14 protein-coding genes and 5 pseudogenes are annotated in these 14,567 nt (G+C 58.0%); 14 read left to right on the top strand and 5 right to left on the bottom strand.

The genetic code is table 11. The annotated features are described in order from the left end of the window. Positions 1 to 140 precede the first annotated feature (140 nt). The 10 genes and pseudogenes from OKW44_RS16750 (at position 141) to OKW44_RS16710 (ending at position 5,986) form a co-directional block, all read left to right on the top strand. Complete coding sequence (locus OKW44_RS16750; protein ID WP_018423235.1) at positions 141 to 644, top strand: type I glutamate--ammonia ligase; 504 nt, start codon at positions 141 to 143, stop codon at positions 642 to 644. A gap of 613 nt (positions 645 to 1,257) precedes the next feature. Next, positions 1,258 to 2,394: a homocitrate synthase gene (gene nifV / locus OKW44_RS16745; protein ID WP_018423236.1), complete on the top strand. Its 1,137-nt coding sequence runs from the start codon at positions 1,258 to 1,260 to the stop codon at positions 2,392 to 2,394. Positions 2,395 to 2,436: 42 nt separating this feature from the next. After that, complete coding sequence (gene nifW, locus OKW44_RS16740; protein ID WP_018423237.1) at positions 2,437 to 2,775, top strand: nitrogenase stabilizing/protective protein NifW; 339 nt, start codon at positions 2,437 to 2,439, stop codon at positions 2,773 to 2,775. A 16-nt stretch (positions 2,776 to 2,791) separates the two neighbouring features. Further along, positions 2,792 to 3,616: an electron transfer flavoprotein subunit beta/FixA family protein gene (locus OKW44_RS16735; protein WP_018423238.1), complete on the top strand. Its 825-nt coding sequence runs from the start codon at positions 2,792 to 2,794 to the stop codon at positions 3,614 to 3,616. Continuing rightward, positions 3,613 to 4,053, top strand: a pseudogene (locus OKW44_RS16730) (electron transfer flavoprotein subunit alpha/FixB family protein); the annotation flags it as partial. The gene OKW44_RS16735 and the pseudogene OKW44_RS16730, both read left to right, overlap by 4 nt. After that, complete coding sequence (locus tag OKW44_RS16725; RefSeq protein WP_084754318.1) at positions 3,999 to 4,205, top strand: 3-keto-5-aminohexanoate cleavage protein; 207 nt, start codon at positions 3,999 to 4,001, stop codon at positions 4,203 to 4,205. The pseudogene OKW44_RS16730 and the gene OKW44_RS16725, both read left to right, overlap by 55 nt. A 123-nt stretch (positions 4,206 to 4,328) precedes the next feature. Further along, entirely contained in the window at positions 4,329 to 4,790 is a 462-nt protein-coding gene (locus tag OKW44_RS16720; protein ID WP_018423240.1) for a carboxymuconolactone decarboxylase family protein, read from the top strand. A 6-nt stretch (positions 4,791 to 4,796) separates the two neighbouring features. Beyond that, positions 4,797 to 5,075 (top strand): annotated as a pseudogene (locus OKW44_RS37010) (hypothetical protein); the annotation flags it as partial. A gap of 49 nt (positions 5,076 to 5,124) precedes the next feature. Beyond that, positions 5,125 to 5,422, top strand: a pseudogene (locus tag OKW44_RS16715) (ferredoxin family protein). Between the two features lie 78 nt (positions 5,423 to 5,500). Beyond that, a complete protein-coding gene (locus OKW44_RS16710; RefSeq protein WP_018423241.1) occupies positions 5,501 to 5,986 on the top strand; it encodes a hypothetical protein in 486 nt (161 codons plus the stop codon). A gap of 160 nt (positions 5,987 to 6,146) precedes the next feature. Here the strand turns inward: OKW44_RS16710 and OKW44_RS16705 are convergent, their stop codons facing one another. Then, positions 6,147 to 6,263 carry a nitrogen fixation protein NifQ gene (locus OKW44_RS16705; protein WP_429410666.1) on the bottom strand — a complete coding sequence of 39 codons (117 nt, stop codon included), beginning with the start codon at positions 6,261 to 6,263 and terminating at the stop codon, positions 6,147 to 6,149. Positions 6,264 to 6,334: 71 nt separating this feature from the next. On the opposite strand from OKW44_RS16705, the pseudogene OKW44_RS16700 reads away from it, so the two are divergent. Continuing rightward, positions 6,335 to 6,505: pseudogene (locus tag OKW44_RS16700) on the top strand (IS3-like element ISBvi4 family transposase); the annotation flags it as partial. Positions 6,506 to 6,564: 59 nt separating this feature from the next. Here OKW44_RS16700 and OKW44_RS16695 read toward each other — a convergent pair. Next, complete coding sequence (locus tag OKW44_RS16695) at positions 6,565 to 7,512, bottom strand: LysR family transcriptional regulator (protein WP_018423243.1); 948 nt, start codon at positions 7,510 to 7,512, stop codon at positions 6,565 to 6,567. A gap of 490 nt (positions 7,513 to 8,002) precedes the next feature. On the opposite strand from OKW44_RS16695, the gene OKW44_RS16690 reads away from it, so the two are divergent. The 3 genes from OKW44_RS16690 (at position 8,003) to nodU (ending at position 12,572) form a co-directional block, all read left to right on the top strand. Next, positions 8,003 to 10,015, top strand: a complete 2,013-nt coding sequence (locus OKW44_RS16690; RefSeq protein WP_018423244.1) for a carbamoyltransferase family protein — start codon at positions 8,003 to 8,005, stop codon at positions 10,013 to 10,015. A 192-nt stretch (positions 10,016 to 10,207) separates the two neighbouring features. After that, positions 10,208 to 10,837, top strand: coding sequence for a nodulation methyltransferase NodS (gene nodS, locus OKW44_RS16685; RefSeq protein WP_026226299.1), 630 nt, complete (start codon positions 10,208 to 10,210; stop codon positions 10,835 to 10,837). 13 nt (positions 10,838 to 10,850) lie between these two features. Further along, positions 10,851 to 12,572 carry a nodulation protein NodU gene (gene nodU, locus OKW44_RS16680; protein ID WP_018423246.1) on the top strand — a complete coding sequence of 574 codons (1,722 nt, stop codon included), beginning with the start codon at positions 10,851 to 10,853 and terminating at the stop codon, positions 12,570 to 12,572. A gap of 206 nt (positions 12,573 to 12,778) precedes the next feature. Here nodU and OKW44_RS16675 read toward each other — a convergent pair. The 3 genes and pseudogenes from OKW44_RS16675 to OKW44_RS16665 form a co-directional block, all read right to left on the bottom strand. Continuing rightward, positions 12,779 to 12,943 (bottom strand): annotated as a pseudogene (locus OKW44_RS16675) (ISL3 family transposase); the annotation flags it as partial. Between the two features lie 211 nt (positions 12,944 to 13,154). Further along, the gene (locus OKW44_RS16670; protein ID WP_280785273.1) at positions 13,155 to 13,382 is read right to left on the bottom strand and encodes a group II intron maturase-specific domain-containing protein; all 228 of its coding nucleotides are present in this window, start codon (positions 13,380 to 13,382) and stop codon (positions 13,155 to 13,157) included. Further along, entirely contained in the window at positions 13,361 to 14,167 is an 807-nt protein-coding gene (locus OKW44_RS16665; protein ID WP_204357168.1) for a reverse transcriptase domain-containing protein, read from the bottom strand. Before OKW44_RS16665 ends, OKW44_RS16670 begins: the two co-directional genes overlap by 22 nt. Positions 14,168 to 14,567 lie beyond the last annotated feature (400 nt).

The raw sequence follows: 14,567 nt of genomic DNA, 5'->3' as shown, positions 1-14,567 counted from the left end.
ACTGGGGGTACTGAGCCTTACTGCAAGCAGATCGGCACTCGCGCACCGCCAGATTGTGCACGGACAGGAAGATTCCCCTGTGAAACGTTGCCGCGCGGCAAAGCGTTCGTACCGCATCCGCATGTAAACGTCTCAATCTGATGCACCATTACCTTGGGGGCCTGCTGAAATATTCGAAGTACATCACCCTCTTTCTGGCGCTCCACATCAACTCCTACAATCGATTCCAGATCGGTACGTTCGTGCCGACGAAGGTCGCATGGAGCCAAGACAATCGGACGGTCGGTTTCCGCTTTTGCGGCGAAGGCTCGGACGCCGTCCGCGTCGAGTGCCGCATCGGCGGTGCGGATCTGAATCCGTATATCGCTTTTGCGGCCCTGATGGCGGCGGGTCTTGCGGGCATCGACGAAAAGCTGGCATTGCCAGAGCCGTTTGTCGGCGACGCTTATCGGGATGCCGAGCTACCCGAAATTCCGAAAACGCTGCGGGACGCCACCGACATCAGTTCGAATTCGACATGGCTGCGCGAGGTGTTGGGGAACGAGGTCGTCGATCATTACGTGCACGCCGCGCGATGGGAGCAGTTCGAATACGATCCGCGGGTCAGAGATTGGGAGTTGGTCAGGGGATTCGAGAGAAGTTGAATCGCCACGGCGCTGTCACGTTAAATTGTTCGCGAGGCGATAGGGGTGCCCTTCTACGAGCAGAAAGTTGACAAGGTCATTTTCGAACTGACTCGTGAATCGCCGACATGTTCCTCCTGCACCTCGTCAGGACGAGGTGATGTTGCTGTAGTCGAATCTGCCGGGAACACCCGTTTTGCAATATCGAGTCCATATGTCGTAGCATCCATCTGGGGCCTCCGTTCCTCAAGTGGTTGTGTTGCAACTCCCCTTTGGCACATTGGTGTCGTTCGGTCCTGGGAACCCTCAAGCGCGCCCACTTCTCCGGAGGGAGAGCGGTGTCCATTCCATCTCGACCGGTTCATGTCAAAATTGCTTTGTTTATCTAATTATTTTCGAGTATGCATCCAGCGAAAAAGTTCGACATTCTGTCCGCTAGCGGATGGAATCGATCGAGCCACCTCCAGCGCGGCCGCATTGTCCGGAACGTAACATTCGCGACACGAACAATCGGATGATGCACCGCCATAACCCGACATCGTGCCGGTCAACATCCCCCAAATTGAGCTCCGACTGTAGATGCTCGCTTGGCACAACGCTTGCGATCCATCGGCGACAACTCAAGAGACCTGACATGCTCAATCCGATCATCAATGACACGACACTTCGCGACGGCGAGCAGACCGCCGGCGTCGCGTTTCGCACCGAGGAAAAATGCGCAATCGCCGCCGCACTGTCGCAAGCCGGCGTGGCCGAACTCGAAATCGGAATTCCTGCCATGGGCGAAGACGAAATGGCGTGCATCGCTGCAATCGTCGACCTGAACCTCGACGCCCGCCTGATGGTTTGGGGGCGCCTCACCGACGAGGATCTCACCGCGGCATTGCGCTGCGATGCCGATATCGTTCATCTCTCGGTTCCCGTTTCGGATATTCATTTGCAACACAAGCTGGGGCAGTCGCGCAGTTGGGTACTGAAGCAGATCGCACGCGTCGTCAACGAGGCAGCGAAAAACCATCCCAGGATTTCCCTTGGCATGGAAGACGCCTCGCGCGCGGATCCCTCATTTCTCATAGAAGTGGCTCAATGCGCGCAGCATCACGGGGCCCAGCGCGTGCGCTTTGCCGACACTGTCGGTATCCTAGACCCCTTTAAGACCTTCTACGCCATTGCAGCGCTGCGCGTTGCCGTCGATCTGGAGATCGAAATCCATGCGCACGACGACCTCGGGCTCGCCACAGCCAACACACTGGCCGCCCTTGGGGCCGGCGCGACCCATGCCAGCACCACCGTCAACGGGTTGGGTGAGCGCGCCGGCAATGCAGCGCTGGAAGAAGTCGTGATGGGCGCGCGGCACCTCCTGCGACGAGACACTGGCGTCGACACCAGAGCGCTGCCCGACATTTCGTCGCTGGTCGAACAAGCCTCAGGCCGCGCAGTTTCCTTCAACAAGAGCATCATCGGTAGCAGCATCTTTACTCACGAGTCGGGCATTCACACCGACGGCCTCGCGAAGCACACCACGACCTACGAGGGATTCGATCCGGCAGAGCTCGGCCGGCAACGGTCGACGATACTCGGGAAACATTCTGGATCTCAAAGTGTGCGTGAGGCCTACGACGCTCTAGGCGTGAGGGTGTCGGACCGGCTCATCCCGCTCCTGCTTGCGCGCATCCGCTCTTTCGTCACGCAGAACAAGCAGGCGCCGAATGCAAGCGATCTGCGCCGCTTCCTGACCCAAGCCCACAGCACGCGGGTGAAGGTGTCGTGAGTGTGGTTATGGCGGCCAAACTTGTCCAATAGAAGTAACAACATGCAAGAAGTTATCGAACAACTGCGTCACCTGTCGTCGGCCGGGGATTTCCTGCGATTCTTCGACATCGCATTCGACGAGAAGGTGGTGAACGTGAGCCGCCTGCACATCCTCAAGCGCTTCTTTCAGTACATCGAGCAACAGAAAGAACTGCCGCGTAAAAACGCGAAGGCCGTACTCGCCGTCTATCGATGCTTACTGCAGAAGGCCTACAACGACTTCGTTGTATCCACGCCCGCGGAGCAAAAGGTCTTCAAAGTTTTTCAGGAAGCGGTCGGACGGCGGCTCGTCCCTGTTGACGAGCTGCGTGCGTCGCTGCCGGCACGGGGCGGCGCCTGACCTTGAGTGTACCTCAATGCATATTGTCGTCTGCACCAAGCAGGTCCCGGATTCCGCGCAGATCCGGGTTCACCTTGTCACGAACACCATCATGCGCCAGGGTGTTCCGGCGATCGTGAACCCGTACGACCTGTTCTCGCTGGAGGAAGCGTTGCGGCTAAAGGACCGCTTCGGCGGAACGGTCACGATACTCTCCATGGGACCGCCGCAGGCCGAGGACGCGCTGCGCAAATGCATCAGCTACGGCGCGGACGACGCCGTACTCGTCACCGATCGTGCTTTCGCTGGGGCAGACACGCTCGCGACATCGTATGCACTCGCCGCTGCAATCCGGCAGATTGCAAATGCACAGGCAGTGGAGATCATCTTCGCCGGCAAGCAGACCATCGCCGGCATCGCGAGGCGATTGGGCGTCCAGTTGCTGACGTATGTGTTCCGGATCGTCGAGACTGACCTCGACGCGCGCACGATCGTAGTCGCGCGCCGCGCCGAAGGCGGTGTGCAAGTATTGAAAACCGCACTGCCCTGTCTCGTGACGATGCTCCATAATACGAACGAGCTGCGCTTCGCGACACTGCCCGCGATGATCCACGCGGCAGGATTCCCGGTGCGCAAATGGGATCGCGAGCAGGCCGGCATTGAGGACGTTAGCAAGATCGGGCTGAAAGGTTCACCTACCGTGGTCAGCAAAGTGTTCGGGCCGACGCCGCGCGACGAAGAGGCCGAGATGCTCGAATTGGACGCGTCCAGCCTGCGCGACGTGTCGCCGAAACTCGTGCACGGGATATTCGCTCGCCCTCCGACATTGGAGGCGGACCTGTTGATGAAAAGGGCCTCGTGAACTCGCCCGCTGCCTCGGAAAAGAGGCCGGCGGCGCCGGTCAAACGGGCCGCCGGCTGTAACCTCGATCTGCCCGAACATCTGAAAGCCTACCAGGGCGTCTGGATCTTTCTCGAGCACGACCGCGGCCACGTGCATAGCGTGTCGTGGGAGCTGCTCGGTGAGGCGCGCAAGCTCGCCGACAAACTCGGCAGTCGTGTCGCTGTGGCCGTGCTCGGCGGTACCAACGAGCCGCCTGAACAGTTTGCCAGTGAGCCGTTCAGTTTCGGCGCGGACAAAGCGTATGTGATTCACGACCCTGTGTTGCTCGGCTATCGCAACGAACCGTTCACGAAGGGGCTGACCGACCTGGCCAACAAGTACCGCCCCGAGATTCTGTTGTTCTGTGCAACCTCGATGGGCCGGGATCTCGCCGGATCTGTCGCAACGTACGCGTTGGCCTGGAAGATCATCTTTACATCGCGAAAGGACAGCTCGCCAACGGCAACGCACCGCTTGAGCGCGCCGTGCATATCGTCGAGGCACTTGGCTCAAAGGTGGCGACGCCTGCCGAGGCACGAGACATCCTTCAATTGAAGTCTGTGGACTGACCCGAACACATCCATGACAAGAACCGCATTCCTTACCCCGGAGCAGATGACCAGCGTGCAACGGCCCGTCTATGAGGACATCGTCCGTTCCAGGGGACGTGGCTCAATGGTCCATATGCTCCTTTGCTGCATTCGCCCGAGCTTGCTGACAAGGCCCAGGCGTTCGGCGAGCTGGTCCGCTATCGCACGTCACTGGAGCCCCGTCTCAGCGAGCTGGCAATCGTCATCACAGCGCGCCACTGGGACTGCCAATTCGAATGGATTCAACACGAGAAGATTGCCCGTAAGGCAGGTGTCGCGGATGCGACGTGCGACGCGATCGCACGCGGTACTAAGCCGCCGTTAGCCGATGAAAAAGAGGAGGCCATTTATGCTTTCGCCTCCCAATTCCTGGTCAGGCATTTCGTCGATGAAGCGACTTACGCACAGACGCAAGAGTTGCTCGGCGTAAAAGGCGTCGTTGAACTTGTCGCTGTGATTGTCTACTACAGCTTTATCGCTATGACGTTGAATGCGCATGAGGTCCCCTTGTCCGCGGGGGCGACGCCACCTTTGCCTGCACGCAGCGAACTTCCAAAATCCTGAAGACCTATGGCACAAGATTCCACCCAACAATTCGCTCTGTCCGCAACGCCTCTCCCGCGCGGATCTTGCCACACGCATGCTCACGTATTCGGCCCGTACGACCAATTTCCGCTAGCGGATCCGCGACCGTACACGCCAGCGCCCGCACCGAAGGAACAGTATTTCGCGATGCTTGACGCCCACCCTGATCTCGTCGCTCAAGCGGCCCGCACCGTGATTACGGTAGCTGGCATCGACAAGAAGACCAAAAAGCACGATGTCATGGTCAGTTTCCGCAAAAATCGCTCCCTGACCGGCTGGTCGGCGACGTATACAAATTCTGGAGAGCCTTCCGATGAAAACGGTCACTGTCAATATCGAGGAAAAGCTGTTTCAGAACCGCTACGTGGACGTCGGGCGGCCGCACCTCCACCATCAAAAACGTTGAAGTCTGCACCAACGACTGAGCCGAAAAAAGCTGCACGTTCGTGTGCCCGGCCTCCTGTTATCGGAAGGACAGCAACGGCTCGGTCACGCTGATTACCGGCGGCTGGCTGGAATGCGGTAGTTGCCGCATTCTGTGCACGGACTATCACAACCTCGAATGGGCGTGTCCGCGCGGCGGGCATCGCATCCAGTTCAAGTTCGGGTAGACAAACACATCCATCGTCACATCGGCTTCCGAGCGACGCAAAAAGTGGCCGGACGCCTCACCATATCGGAGCAAATTGATGAATCTCATTACTGGTATCGAATCGAGCGATCTCTTCGGCGGCAACGTTCCCTCCCCCGTGCTACAGCTGATCGAGAGAACCCGCGGCGGCAGCAATGACGATGTGGCCGCCGCGTTGTGGACTGCGGTCCTGTCGTACCCGCGCTGCCTGCCACCCTACTATTTGCTGTATAAGTTCCATGCGAACCGGGGTGAACTTGGCGAGGCGCAGGAGGTCGCGACCAAGGCTTTGGCGGTCGCCGCCCGTCAAGCGTCGCTCGACAGCGACTGGTGTGCGGTACAGCCGGGCGACACCGACTTCACCATTCCTGGTCCGGGCCGCTTCTGGCTCTTCACACTGAAGGCGCTCGCGTTCATCAGCGTGCGGCGCGGTGAGCGCGTCGTTGCACTGAAGCTGATCGCCAAGCTGCGCAGGCTGGACCCGATCGATTGCATAGGCTTGGACGTCGTGGAAGCCTTGCTCGCACAGTCCGGGTCCCGATAATCTCCGCCGGAAGATCAACTGACAGATTGACAATATGTCCCCGGCATGGCGATGGCAGAACTCCATTGCAGCTCATGGCGATCGTTTCAGTAGTCAAAGCCGACGCTCACCGCACACTTCGCGCGGGCGCGCACGCTGGGCTACCTAGACAGCCAGACCTTCATTCTGGCCCGAAGCAATCCGTGAAATCGGCACAATCGCCGCAGTTTGAAGCCTTGCAGATAATCAACGCCTCGCGCTCGCACACGTGCTTATAGAGGAATTTTTTCCACTTCATGCCGTGGACGTTTTTTCAGCGAGCCGTGTAAACCGGTAGCCCAGCGGTACCGATAATTCGGCGTACATCCGATAAAGAGACTGCGTCGCAAGCAGAAGTTGCGTTGCAACCAGAAACGCAGATTCAAGGCAACAACCAGATTGACACACGGCTTGCCGGTCGCGCCGAACCTGCTCGATCAGGCGTTTGCCGTCACTGCGCCGAATCAGGCCTGGTGTGGCGATATCCGTTATGTCGCCACAAAATCCTCGAAACCCCGCAAAATCCATGCCGCAAAAACCTTGCTGAAAGATCCCATTTCCTAACTTGGGTGGATTGGTCTTCGCGTGGTCTCACGCGGAGGAACCATGCGTGACGCCTCCTGCAATATTATCTCCCGCATCCAATTGCTTGCCGGATCACTGTTGTGAAGGGCAGACCATTGGACGGCCTCGGTGAATGCGGGAAGTGGCCGCGGAAGTTCGACGATCCGCAGAGGCATCGTTTTTTCGAAATGCTTGACCAGCCTTAAGGGCATCGTCCCTATACGGTCAGTGTTTAATAGCATGGGCGGGATCATGCTAAAGCTCTGCACGATGACCTCGTCCCGTCTCTTGAGACCGTGCTCAAGCAAAAACCACTCCTCGATGGAGGGCTGCCGCGTACGCCCGAACTTGACCACAACGTGCCCCATCGACATGTATCTCTCGAATGTGAGCTGCCCTGATAGCTGCTTGTTCGTGCGGCAGCCTACGCACACGAGTGTCTCCTCGAACAGCTTCGCTTTAGGGTGCGCGCTCGACATGAGCAATTCCGGCAAGATAAGAAAATCGGCTTCGCCGCGCCGGAGAACCTCATCGGGGTCATCGGCAAGTGGCAGCAATTCGAAGCCGACGGCGGGAGCTTCCCGTGCAATACGCTCCACGATCTTTCGAAAAAATACGACTGCCATGAAATCGGAAAGGATGATCCTGAAGCGGCGATCCGATTTGGCTGGGTTGAAGACGTCCCCGGAAATAACGGAGAGCTGGATGTGCACCAGAGCCTCGCGGATTGGAGCAGCGAGCCCTTCTGCACGCGGTGTTGGGACAAGTTCCCGGCCCCTCATCGTAAATAGTTCATCGCAGAAATAGGCGCGTAGCCGGGCGACGGCCGCGCTCATGGCCGGCTGGCTCAGGTTGATGCTGCGTGCCGCCGCGGTGAGATTACGCTCGGTCATCAGAGCATCGAGCGCGACGAGGAGATTCAGATCGAGGCCCTTGAAACGCATGATCCCAAGTTATCCATAATGTAGATGGGTTCCATCAAAACAATCGATTTTACGAATTGTACGGCATGGAGGATAGTGTTCCTGGTAGATCCATTTCATTTTCGCAACTTGCTGGCGCCTTCGTGGTGCCGGGGGTAGCGGATGAAGTGTGTCGTAGAACTGAGCGAAACCGAGGAAATGACGTTGCAGCAGTTGTCGATCAATCACATGCATCGGGCGCCTCCTCGCGAACCCGCCGCATGTTTGGCAGAGATTGGGGATTTCCTCGGGGTTCCAGCGCTTCAGCTTTCTGGTCGCGCCATCCTTCAGCGCCAAGAAACGCAACCCCTGGACCAAACGGTACAGAATTTTCATGAATTGCGGCGAGATTCTTTGGGGCTGGTGACGTCTGACCGGTGTTCCCAGCGGCGAGCGATATCCTACCTTACTTAGGTGGTAGGGGTTCGAGTCTTGCCAATAGGAGCTTCCTACCACAATGAAGGAGAGAGACATGCTGTGCTTAGGAGTGAGCGGCGGGCTGGACAAAGTTCATGAAAATTCACTCGAACTGCCGAACACATTTCTGCACGACGGCGCTGCGGTGCTTGTCCGGGACGGACGCGTAATAGCGGCCGTCGAAGAGGAGCGCCTCAACCGGATCAAGCACTCTAACAAGTTCCCGAGCAGTTCAATTCAATACTGCCTCGCATCCGCAGGGATTCAGCTCAGCGATATCGACCACATCGCGTTTTACGCTACCGAGGCCTATTGCAACGTCATGCTCGAACGCCTGTTCCTGTCCCAGCCGAACATCTCCATTCCGGTGGATGCCAAGCTGTTTCTGCGTAACTTACTAATGCGGGAATTCGGTACCGAGGTCGATCCTTCGCGGGTCTCATTCGTGAGTCACCATCTGGCGCATGCCGTGAGCGCGTTTGCGATGTCTGGATTCGAGCAAAGTCTGATCCTCGCGGTCGATGGCGGCGGTGATTTCCTCTCGGGGCTCTTGGCGCTCGGATCTGGAACCGAAATTACGCAACTCGCGACTTTCGCAGAGCATAATTCTCTAGGGCTGTTTTATCTCGAAACAATCCGGTATCTCGGTTACGGCTTGTTCGACGAATACAAGGTCATGGGGCTTGCACCTTATGGGGATCCCGCTCCCTATCGCGGGCTCTTCGAGCAATTCTATCAACTGTCCGCCAACGGTGAGTACCGCGTCTACCTGGACCGTATCGGTCCGACGTTGCTCCGCAGCATCCAGGTCCGGCGAAAGGGAATGCCATTCACACAGCAGCATCGAGATGTGGGTGCTTCATTGCAGGAAGCGCTGGAGCGGATCGTGTTTCACATTCTCCGCCATCATCGCGAGGTCACCGGTATGAAGCGGCTGTGTATAGCCGGAGGAGTAGCTCATAACTGCACCATGAACGGTAAGCTGCTGTATTCGGGACTTTTCGAAGATATCTTCGTGCAGCCCGCAGCGCATGACGCCGGTTGCGCATTAGGCGCTGCCCTTATGGTGTCAAACGACTTCGGTCGGCCCGCGCCGCGTGAGCGATTGCAGCAGGTTTATTGGGGGCCCGATCTGGGGAGCGATCTAGTCGTCGAGCAAGAATTGAATGCGTGGGCCGGACACCTCGACGTTGAACGCAGTGATGACGTGGCAGGCAGAGCAGCGGACTGGATGGCCAATGGTGCCGTGATCGGCTGGGTGCAGGGTCGTTCGGAGTTCGGGCCACGCGCGCTTGGCAACCGCAGCATTCTTGCCGATCCCAGGCCGGCCGCAAACAAGGACCGGATCAACGCCATGGTCAAGAAGCGCGAGGGTTACCGACCGTTCGCGCCATCAGTGCTCGAGGACGATGCGCACGAATTTTTTGACCTCCCAGAGGGCACCCGCGAATTCCCTTTTATGAATTTTGTAGTTCGCGTGCGCAACTCCAAGCGTGCCTTGCTCGGCGCCATCACGCACATTGACGGTACAGCGCGGCTGCAAACAGTATCGCGCAAGACCAATTCCGCCTACTGGGAGGTTATTAATGCGTTCAAGAAGCGGACAGGAATCCCAATTCTGCTCAATACTTCCTTTAATAACAACGCTGAGCCGATCGTAGATTCGGTTGCAGACGCGATTGCCACATTTCTGACGACAGAGCTGGATGGACTTGTGGTCGGGCCGTTCCTCGTCAAAAAGCGGCCCGCAACGCAGGGACATTGGACTGCGCTCGCGGTTTCACTGCCGCCCTATGCATCGCTCTATCGAGTCCGCGCTCACACAGCGCGGGATCGTCAGGAGACGGTGTGCGAAATTCGCACCGGCGGCTCCAACTGTGACAGTGTGCGTATTTCACATGAGTTGTTCGATCTGCTGATGCGGATCGAAGGCCAAGCCGTGCTCGGACATCTTCTCGATACGATTACGCCTGAGCAGACTCGACGTGAAGCCCTCGTCAAGGAGCTGCGCGGATTGTGGGAACAGCGTCGGGTTCGGCTACATCCCTCACGGGCGTTGTCACGGTAACGACGCCCTTCCAATGAGTGGCTGAAGATCTGAAACTAGGTAACAGCGCTCGCGAGCTATTTTTCTAGAACGTTAAACAATAGCGTTTGGCCACCGTGCAGTTCTTGTACCAACACGCCGGTTTCCAACGGAGCACCAGTCCCGGCCCAAGGTCCGGACACTTGCAGCGGCGCACCACAAAGGTAGGCGGAATTGACACATCAAACGAACTTCGAATTGCTGCGTCGGGAATTGGACGCAGACGATCCATGGCGGCTCGATAGCAATCCCTTTGAGCACGAGCGCCACAGGCAAATGCTTCGGATGGCACTTTCGCAGGGATCCGTCACAAATGCGCTCGAAGTCGGATGCGCAGGCGGAGCCTTCACGGAAAAATTGGCACCGCACTGCCAACGGCTCACCGTGATCGATATCGTGCCACACGCAATTGCCAGGACACGCGAACGGATGATGGACCCACCACACATCAATTGGATCGTCTCCGATGTCCAGCATTTTTCGACTGAGCAACAGTTCGATCTGGTCGTGGTGGCGGAGGTTCTCTATTACCTCGACGGCAGCGCCGAGGTGCGCGCGGCTGTCCGCAATTTAGCACGGATGCTTGCGCCCGGTGGACAGCTGGTTTTTGGATCGGCACGCGACGCCAATTGCCGGCGATGGGGCCACATTGCCGGAGCCGAGACGGTCATAGCCATCCTGGAAGAAGAGCTGGTTGAAATCGATCGTTTGAGGTGCGTCGGTCAGTCGTTGAATGAAGACTGTCTGCTCGCCTGTTTTCGAAACGCGGCTTCGCCTTCGTGCGGACCAACTTACCAGCGTTAGGCCGGGAGATATTATGCGCATCTGTGGGATCAAACTGACGCACGACGGAGCGATCGCCCTTGTCGAGGATGGAAAACTGGTTTTTTGCGTGGAGCAGGAAAAGCGAGACAACAATCCGCGGTATCAGGCGATCGACGACCTCGACGCGATCGCGATCGCATTGGCCGAGCATGGTTTCGATGCGCACGATATCGACCAGTTTGTCATCGACGGCTGGGACGGAGTAGTCGAGTCGCAGTTTCGCGTCCTCAGTGGGTCGATTCCCGTCAGTCTGAAAGGGGCCCCTTATGCCGAGCGCCGAGCCGATGATCTTCTCGCTTCGCTCGACGGCTCCGGACTGCTTGTCGGCGGCCAGTCCTTTCCTTATAAGAGCTATCCTCACGTGTCAGGCCATGTGGCCTCCGCGTACTGCACCAGTCCCTTTGCCCAAAGCGGGCAACCTGCATTCTGTTTGGTGTGGGATGGTGGCATCGTCCCACGCCTCTATCATGTAGAACGCCACCACGCCCGCCATGTTGACTGCCTGTTCCCCGTGATAGGTCACATCTATGCTGCGGCGGGTCATCACTTTGGTCCTTATAAGAAGCCGGGCGGCGCCCGGTGGGATCTGGGTGTGGCCGGCAAGCTGATGGCTTACATCGCGCTGGGCTCCGTTGACGAAGACATCGTTGAGGTATTTCGCGAGCTTTATCAGGCACGCTTTGCTGGCGACACGGAGTGTGCGCAAGCTTATCGCGAGAACATCCACAGCGCGGACGCGTCACTAGCGGCTGTAGGAGAGTTCTTCGAAGCAAGCGCGCTGCGACTAGAAGCCAAGCCGCCCGAAGACGTACTCGCCTCGTTCCATGTATTCCTCGAGCGTCTTCTCGTTCATGAAATGGGTATCGCGCTGCAGCGCCATTCGATTGCGGGCCCGAAAAATTTGTGCATCGCTGGCGGATGCGGACTCAATATCAAATGGAACAGCGCGCTGCGCGCGAGCGGTTTGTTCGACGCAATCTGGGTGCCGCCGTTTCCCAACGATAGCGGGTCTGCGATTGGCGCCGCGTGTTGCGCGCTGGCAGCCGAGAAGGGCTTCGTGCCGCTGGAGTGGTCGGTATATAGCGGACCGGCCTTAAAAGGTTGCCAAGTACCGCCCGGATGGACGGCGTCTACTTGCTCCATTGCAGAACTCGCCAGCATACTCGCCAGAAGCGAGCCCGTCATTTTCCTTGCCGGCCCGGCCGAGCTCGGACCACGAGCATTGGGGGGCAGAAGCATTCTGGCCGCCGCGACTTTGCCCACAATGAAGGATCATCTCAACGACATCAAGTTTCGAGAGCACTTCCGTCCCGTAGCGCCAATATGCCTTGAGGATCGTGCGCCGACCATTTTTAGCCCGGGGAGCCCTGATCCCTATATGTTGTTCGATCATCAGACGCGCGCGGAATGGCGAGAACAAATCCCTGCCGTCGTGCATCTCGACGGATCTGCCCGATTGCAGACCATTTCAAGAAGTTCCGAGCATCCGGTGGCTCAACTTCTGGTCGAATACGAAAAACTGACGGGTATTCCGTTGCTCTGCAATACGAGCGCCAACTATCACGGACGAGGTTTCTTCCCGGACGCTGCTTCAGCCTGTGCGTGGGGACGCGTCGAACGTGTGTGGTGCGATGGTTTGTTACTGACCAGGACTGGTCTGTCGCCGTCAGTCGACGAAACACTTTTCGCTACGTCGCCGTTCGAAGATTGCTGACGTTGCAGCTCAGTGGTCAGTACGACGCGGTCAATTGTCCCGGCAGAGCTCGCTCTATCGCTACGGTCCGAAGACGATCAGCAGGCCGCCCTTGGCTCGATTTTCGCAAGCACTTATCCCGGGCGAAGGTTGCTCATCACCCGCGGACCCTCGATGCCATCCTCGGAAACGTGGCATCTTCTTCAAAATGCTGTAGGTAACGGGGCTCACGGGGCGTGCGGGTTGAAGCTGGAGAAATCCAGCTTGCCGGCGATGAGAAAGAGGACGGTGCGCATCGTCGTGAAGCGCGTGTCACCGCGAGCCTTGCGCTTGGCAGCTTGAAACAAGCCGTTGGTGTCCTCGATGAAGCCATTGGTCTGGCGGGTCTGAGTCTTGTAGGGTCGAGAACTGGCGCGCGCACCTTAGGCTCCGGTGGCGGTTCCACCGCTTTCGCAGTGGGCCTCAGTCCGGCTGCCATGGCCACGTTTCCAGCTCCCGCCTCGTCGAACGCAGCGGGCCGTTTTCCGGCACTACGCTCTCCTGTCTGCTTCATGTCAACGTTTACGGGACCTATCATGCTGGGGACGCTTTCGATGCTGTCTGCTAGCGAACCTTGTAGCCATTGAACAGCTTCAGTTCGTCATACAGCCATCGCTTACTCCACGTCTTCCAGCCGAAGCCATGTTGCTGCCGGGATCGCTGCATGTGGCGCCTGACCTTCTTTTCCACCCAGTCTTTCACGAAGCTGAAGCACTCACTGGAATGTCCAATAGCGAAGTAGTTCATCCAGCCACGTAGCACCGGGTTGATCAATTCAACAATACGGCCCACCGGCTGGGACTTATATCGCCGGAACACACCTTGAGCTTTCGCAGTAACGCCGTTCGCTTCTTCAGCTTGGGCGTGTACTGCGGTCGCCACACCTTGTTCCGGATGCTTCGGACGCGATGGAAGTCGAACCCCAGAAAGCCGACGCTCTCTCCACATGCCAGATTCACAGTGCGGCTTTTCTCTTCATTGATTTCGACCTGCAGTTTGGCAAATTCTTCCCGAAGGCGTCGGGTTACGGCCCCGAGCAACCCCGCATGACGCGGATGGACATAGATAAGCACGACAAGATCGTCAGCAAAACGGGCATACTCGACGTAGGTGTACGTCCCATTGCGCGTGGTTTCTTTCGCTCGCTCCAGCATTTGATCCCCCTCTGTGAGGTAGATATTGCTGAGTAGCGGCGAAATCACCCCGCCCTGCGGAACGCCTTGTTTTCCCGATGCTGTCAGCATCAGCTTTAGCAGATGCATGACATCCCGATCATTGCTCCGCCTCGCCACCTGGTCGAGCAGCAGGTGATGCCGCACGGTGTCAAAGTAGGCGCGTAGATCCAGATCTATGACCAGTTTTTTCGCCTGCACGATCGCCGTCGCCACTCGCTGCACCGCTTCATGTGCGGTCCTCTTGGGACGATAGCCATACGACCCCGGCTGGAAATCTGCCTCGAAGATCGGTTCCAGTATCAGCTTGAGCGCACCCTGGACTACTCGATCACGGATCGCGGGTATCGACAGGACGCGGAATTTCCCCCCGTCCTTCGGTATCTCCCGCCTCCGTGCCGGCAACGGCCGGCAGGTACGTTCAACCAGTTCGCCCGTATCTGCTCCAGGAACGCCTCCACGCCCTGCGCCTCGATGACTTCGAACGTCACGCCGTCAATACCCGGTGCTCCGTTGTTTAATCTGGCCATCTCGTACGCTTCGCGTTGTGCCTCGGTCTTGCAGACATGGACGTACAAACCCCAGAAACGCCAAGACGGTTCAGCCTTCGCCTTGACTTATAGCCCCCGCCTCAGGTCCTGCAAACTAAGGGACGTCTTTGTCATCTCGTCCTTGCCTCCCATGTTGTTGAGGACATTACAAACAGCAGGGCCCCTTCGCTCGGTCAGCGTTACCCGACTTCACCGCTACTACGGACCCGTCCGCCACCCTCTCGCCTTCGATCCATTTCCCGGGTTCTCCGGTT

The organism is Paraburkholderia lebeckiae, from assembly GCF_050436325.1.
In the GTDB taxonomy this organism is placed as follows: domain Bacteria; phylum Pseudomonadota; class Gammaproteobacteria; order Burkholderiales; family Burkholderiaceae; genus Paraburkholderia; species Paraburkholderia tuberum.
This window is presented reverse-complemented; position numbering and strand designations above follow the sequence as displayed.

Bases quoted from the DNA above. Each gene is read 5' to 3' on its own strand.
- OKW44_RS16750 (WP_018423235.1), top strand. From the start codon at position 141: ATGCACCATTACCTTGGGGGCCTGCTGAAATATTCGAAGTACATCACC.
- nifV (WP_018423236.1), top strand. From the start codon at position 1,258: ATGCTCAATCCGATCATCAATGACACGACACTTCGCGACGGCGAGCAG.
- nifW (WP_018423237.1), top strand. From the start codon at position 2,437: ATGCAAGAAGTTATCGAACAACTGCGTCACCTGTCGTCGGCCGGGGAT.
- OKW44_RS16735 (WP_018423238.1), top strand. From the start codon at position 2,792: ATGCATATTGTCGTCTGCACCAAGCAGGTCCCGGATTCCGCGCAGATC.
- OKW44_RS16710 (WP_018423241.1), top strand. From the start codon at position 5,501: ATGAATCTCATTACTGGTATCGAATCGAGCGATCTCTTCGGCGGCAAC.
- OKW44_RS16705 (WP_429410666.1), bottom strand. From the start codon at position 6,263: ATGAAGTGGAAAAAATTCCTCTATAAGCACGTGTGCGAGCGCGAGGCG.
- OKW44_RS16695 (WP_018423243.1), bottom strand. From the start codon at position 7,512: ATGCGTTTCAAGGGCCTCGATCTGAATCTCCTCGTCGCGCTCGATGCT.
- OKW44_RS16690 (WP_018423244.1), top strand. From the start codon at position 8,003: ATGCTGTGCTTAGGAGTGAGCGGCGGGCTGGACAAAGTTCATGAAAAT.
- nodU (WP_018423246.1), top strand. From the start codon at position 10,851: ATGCGCATCTGTGGGATCAAACTGACGCACGACGGAGCGATCGCCCTT.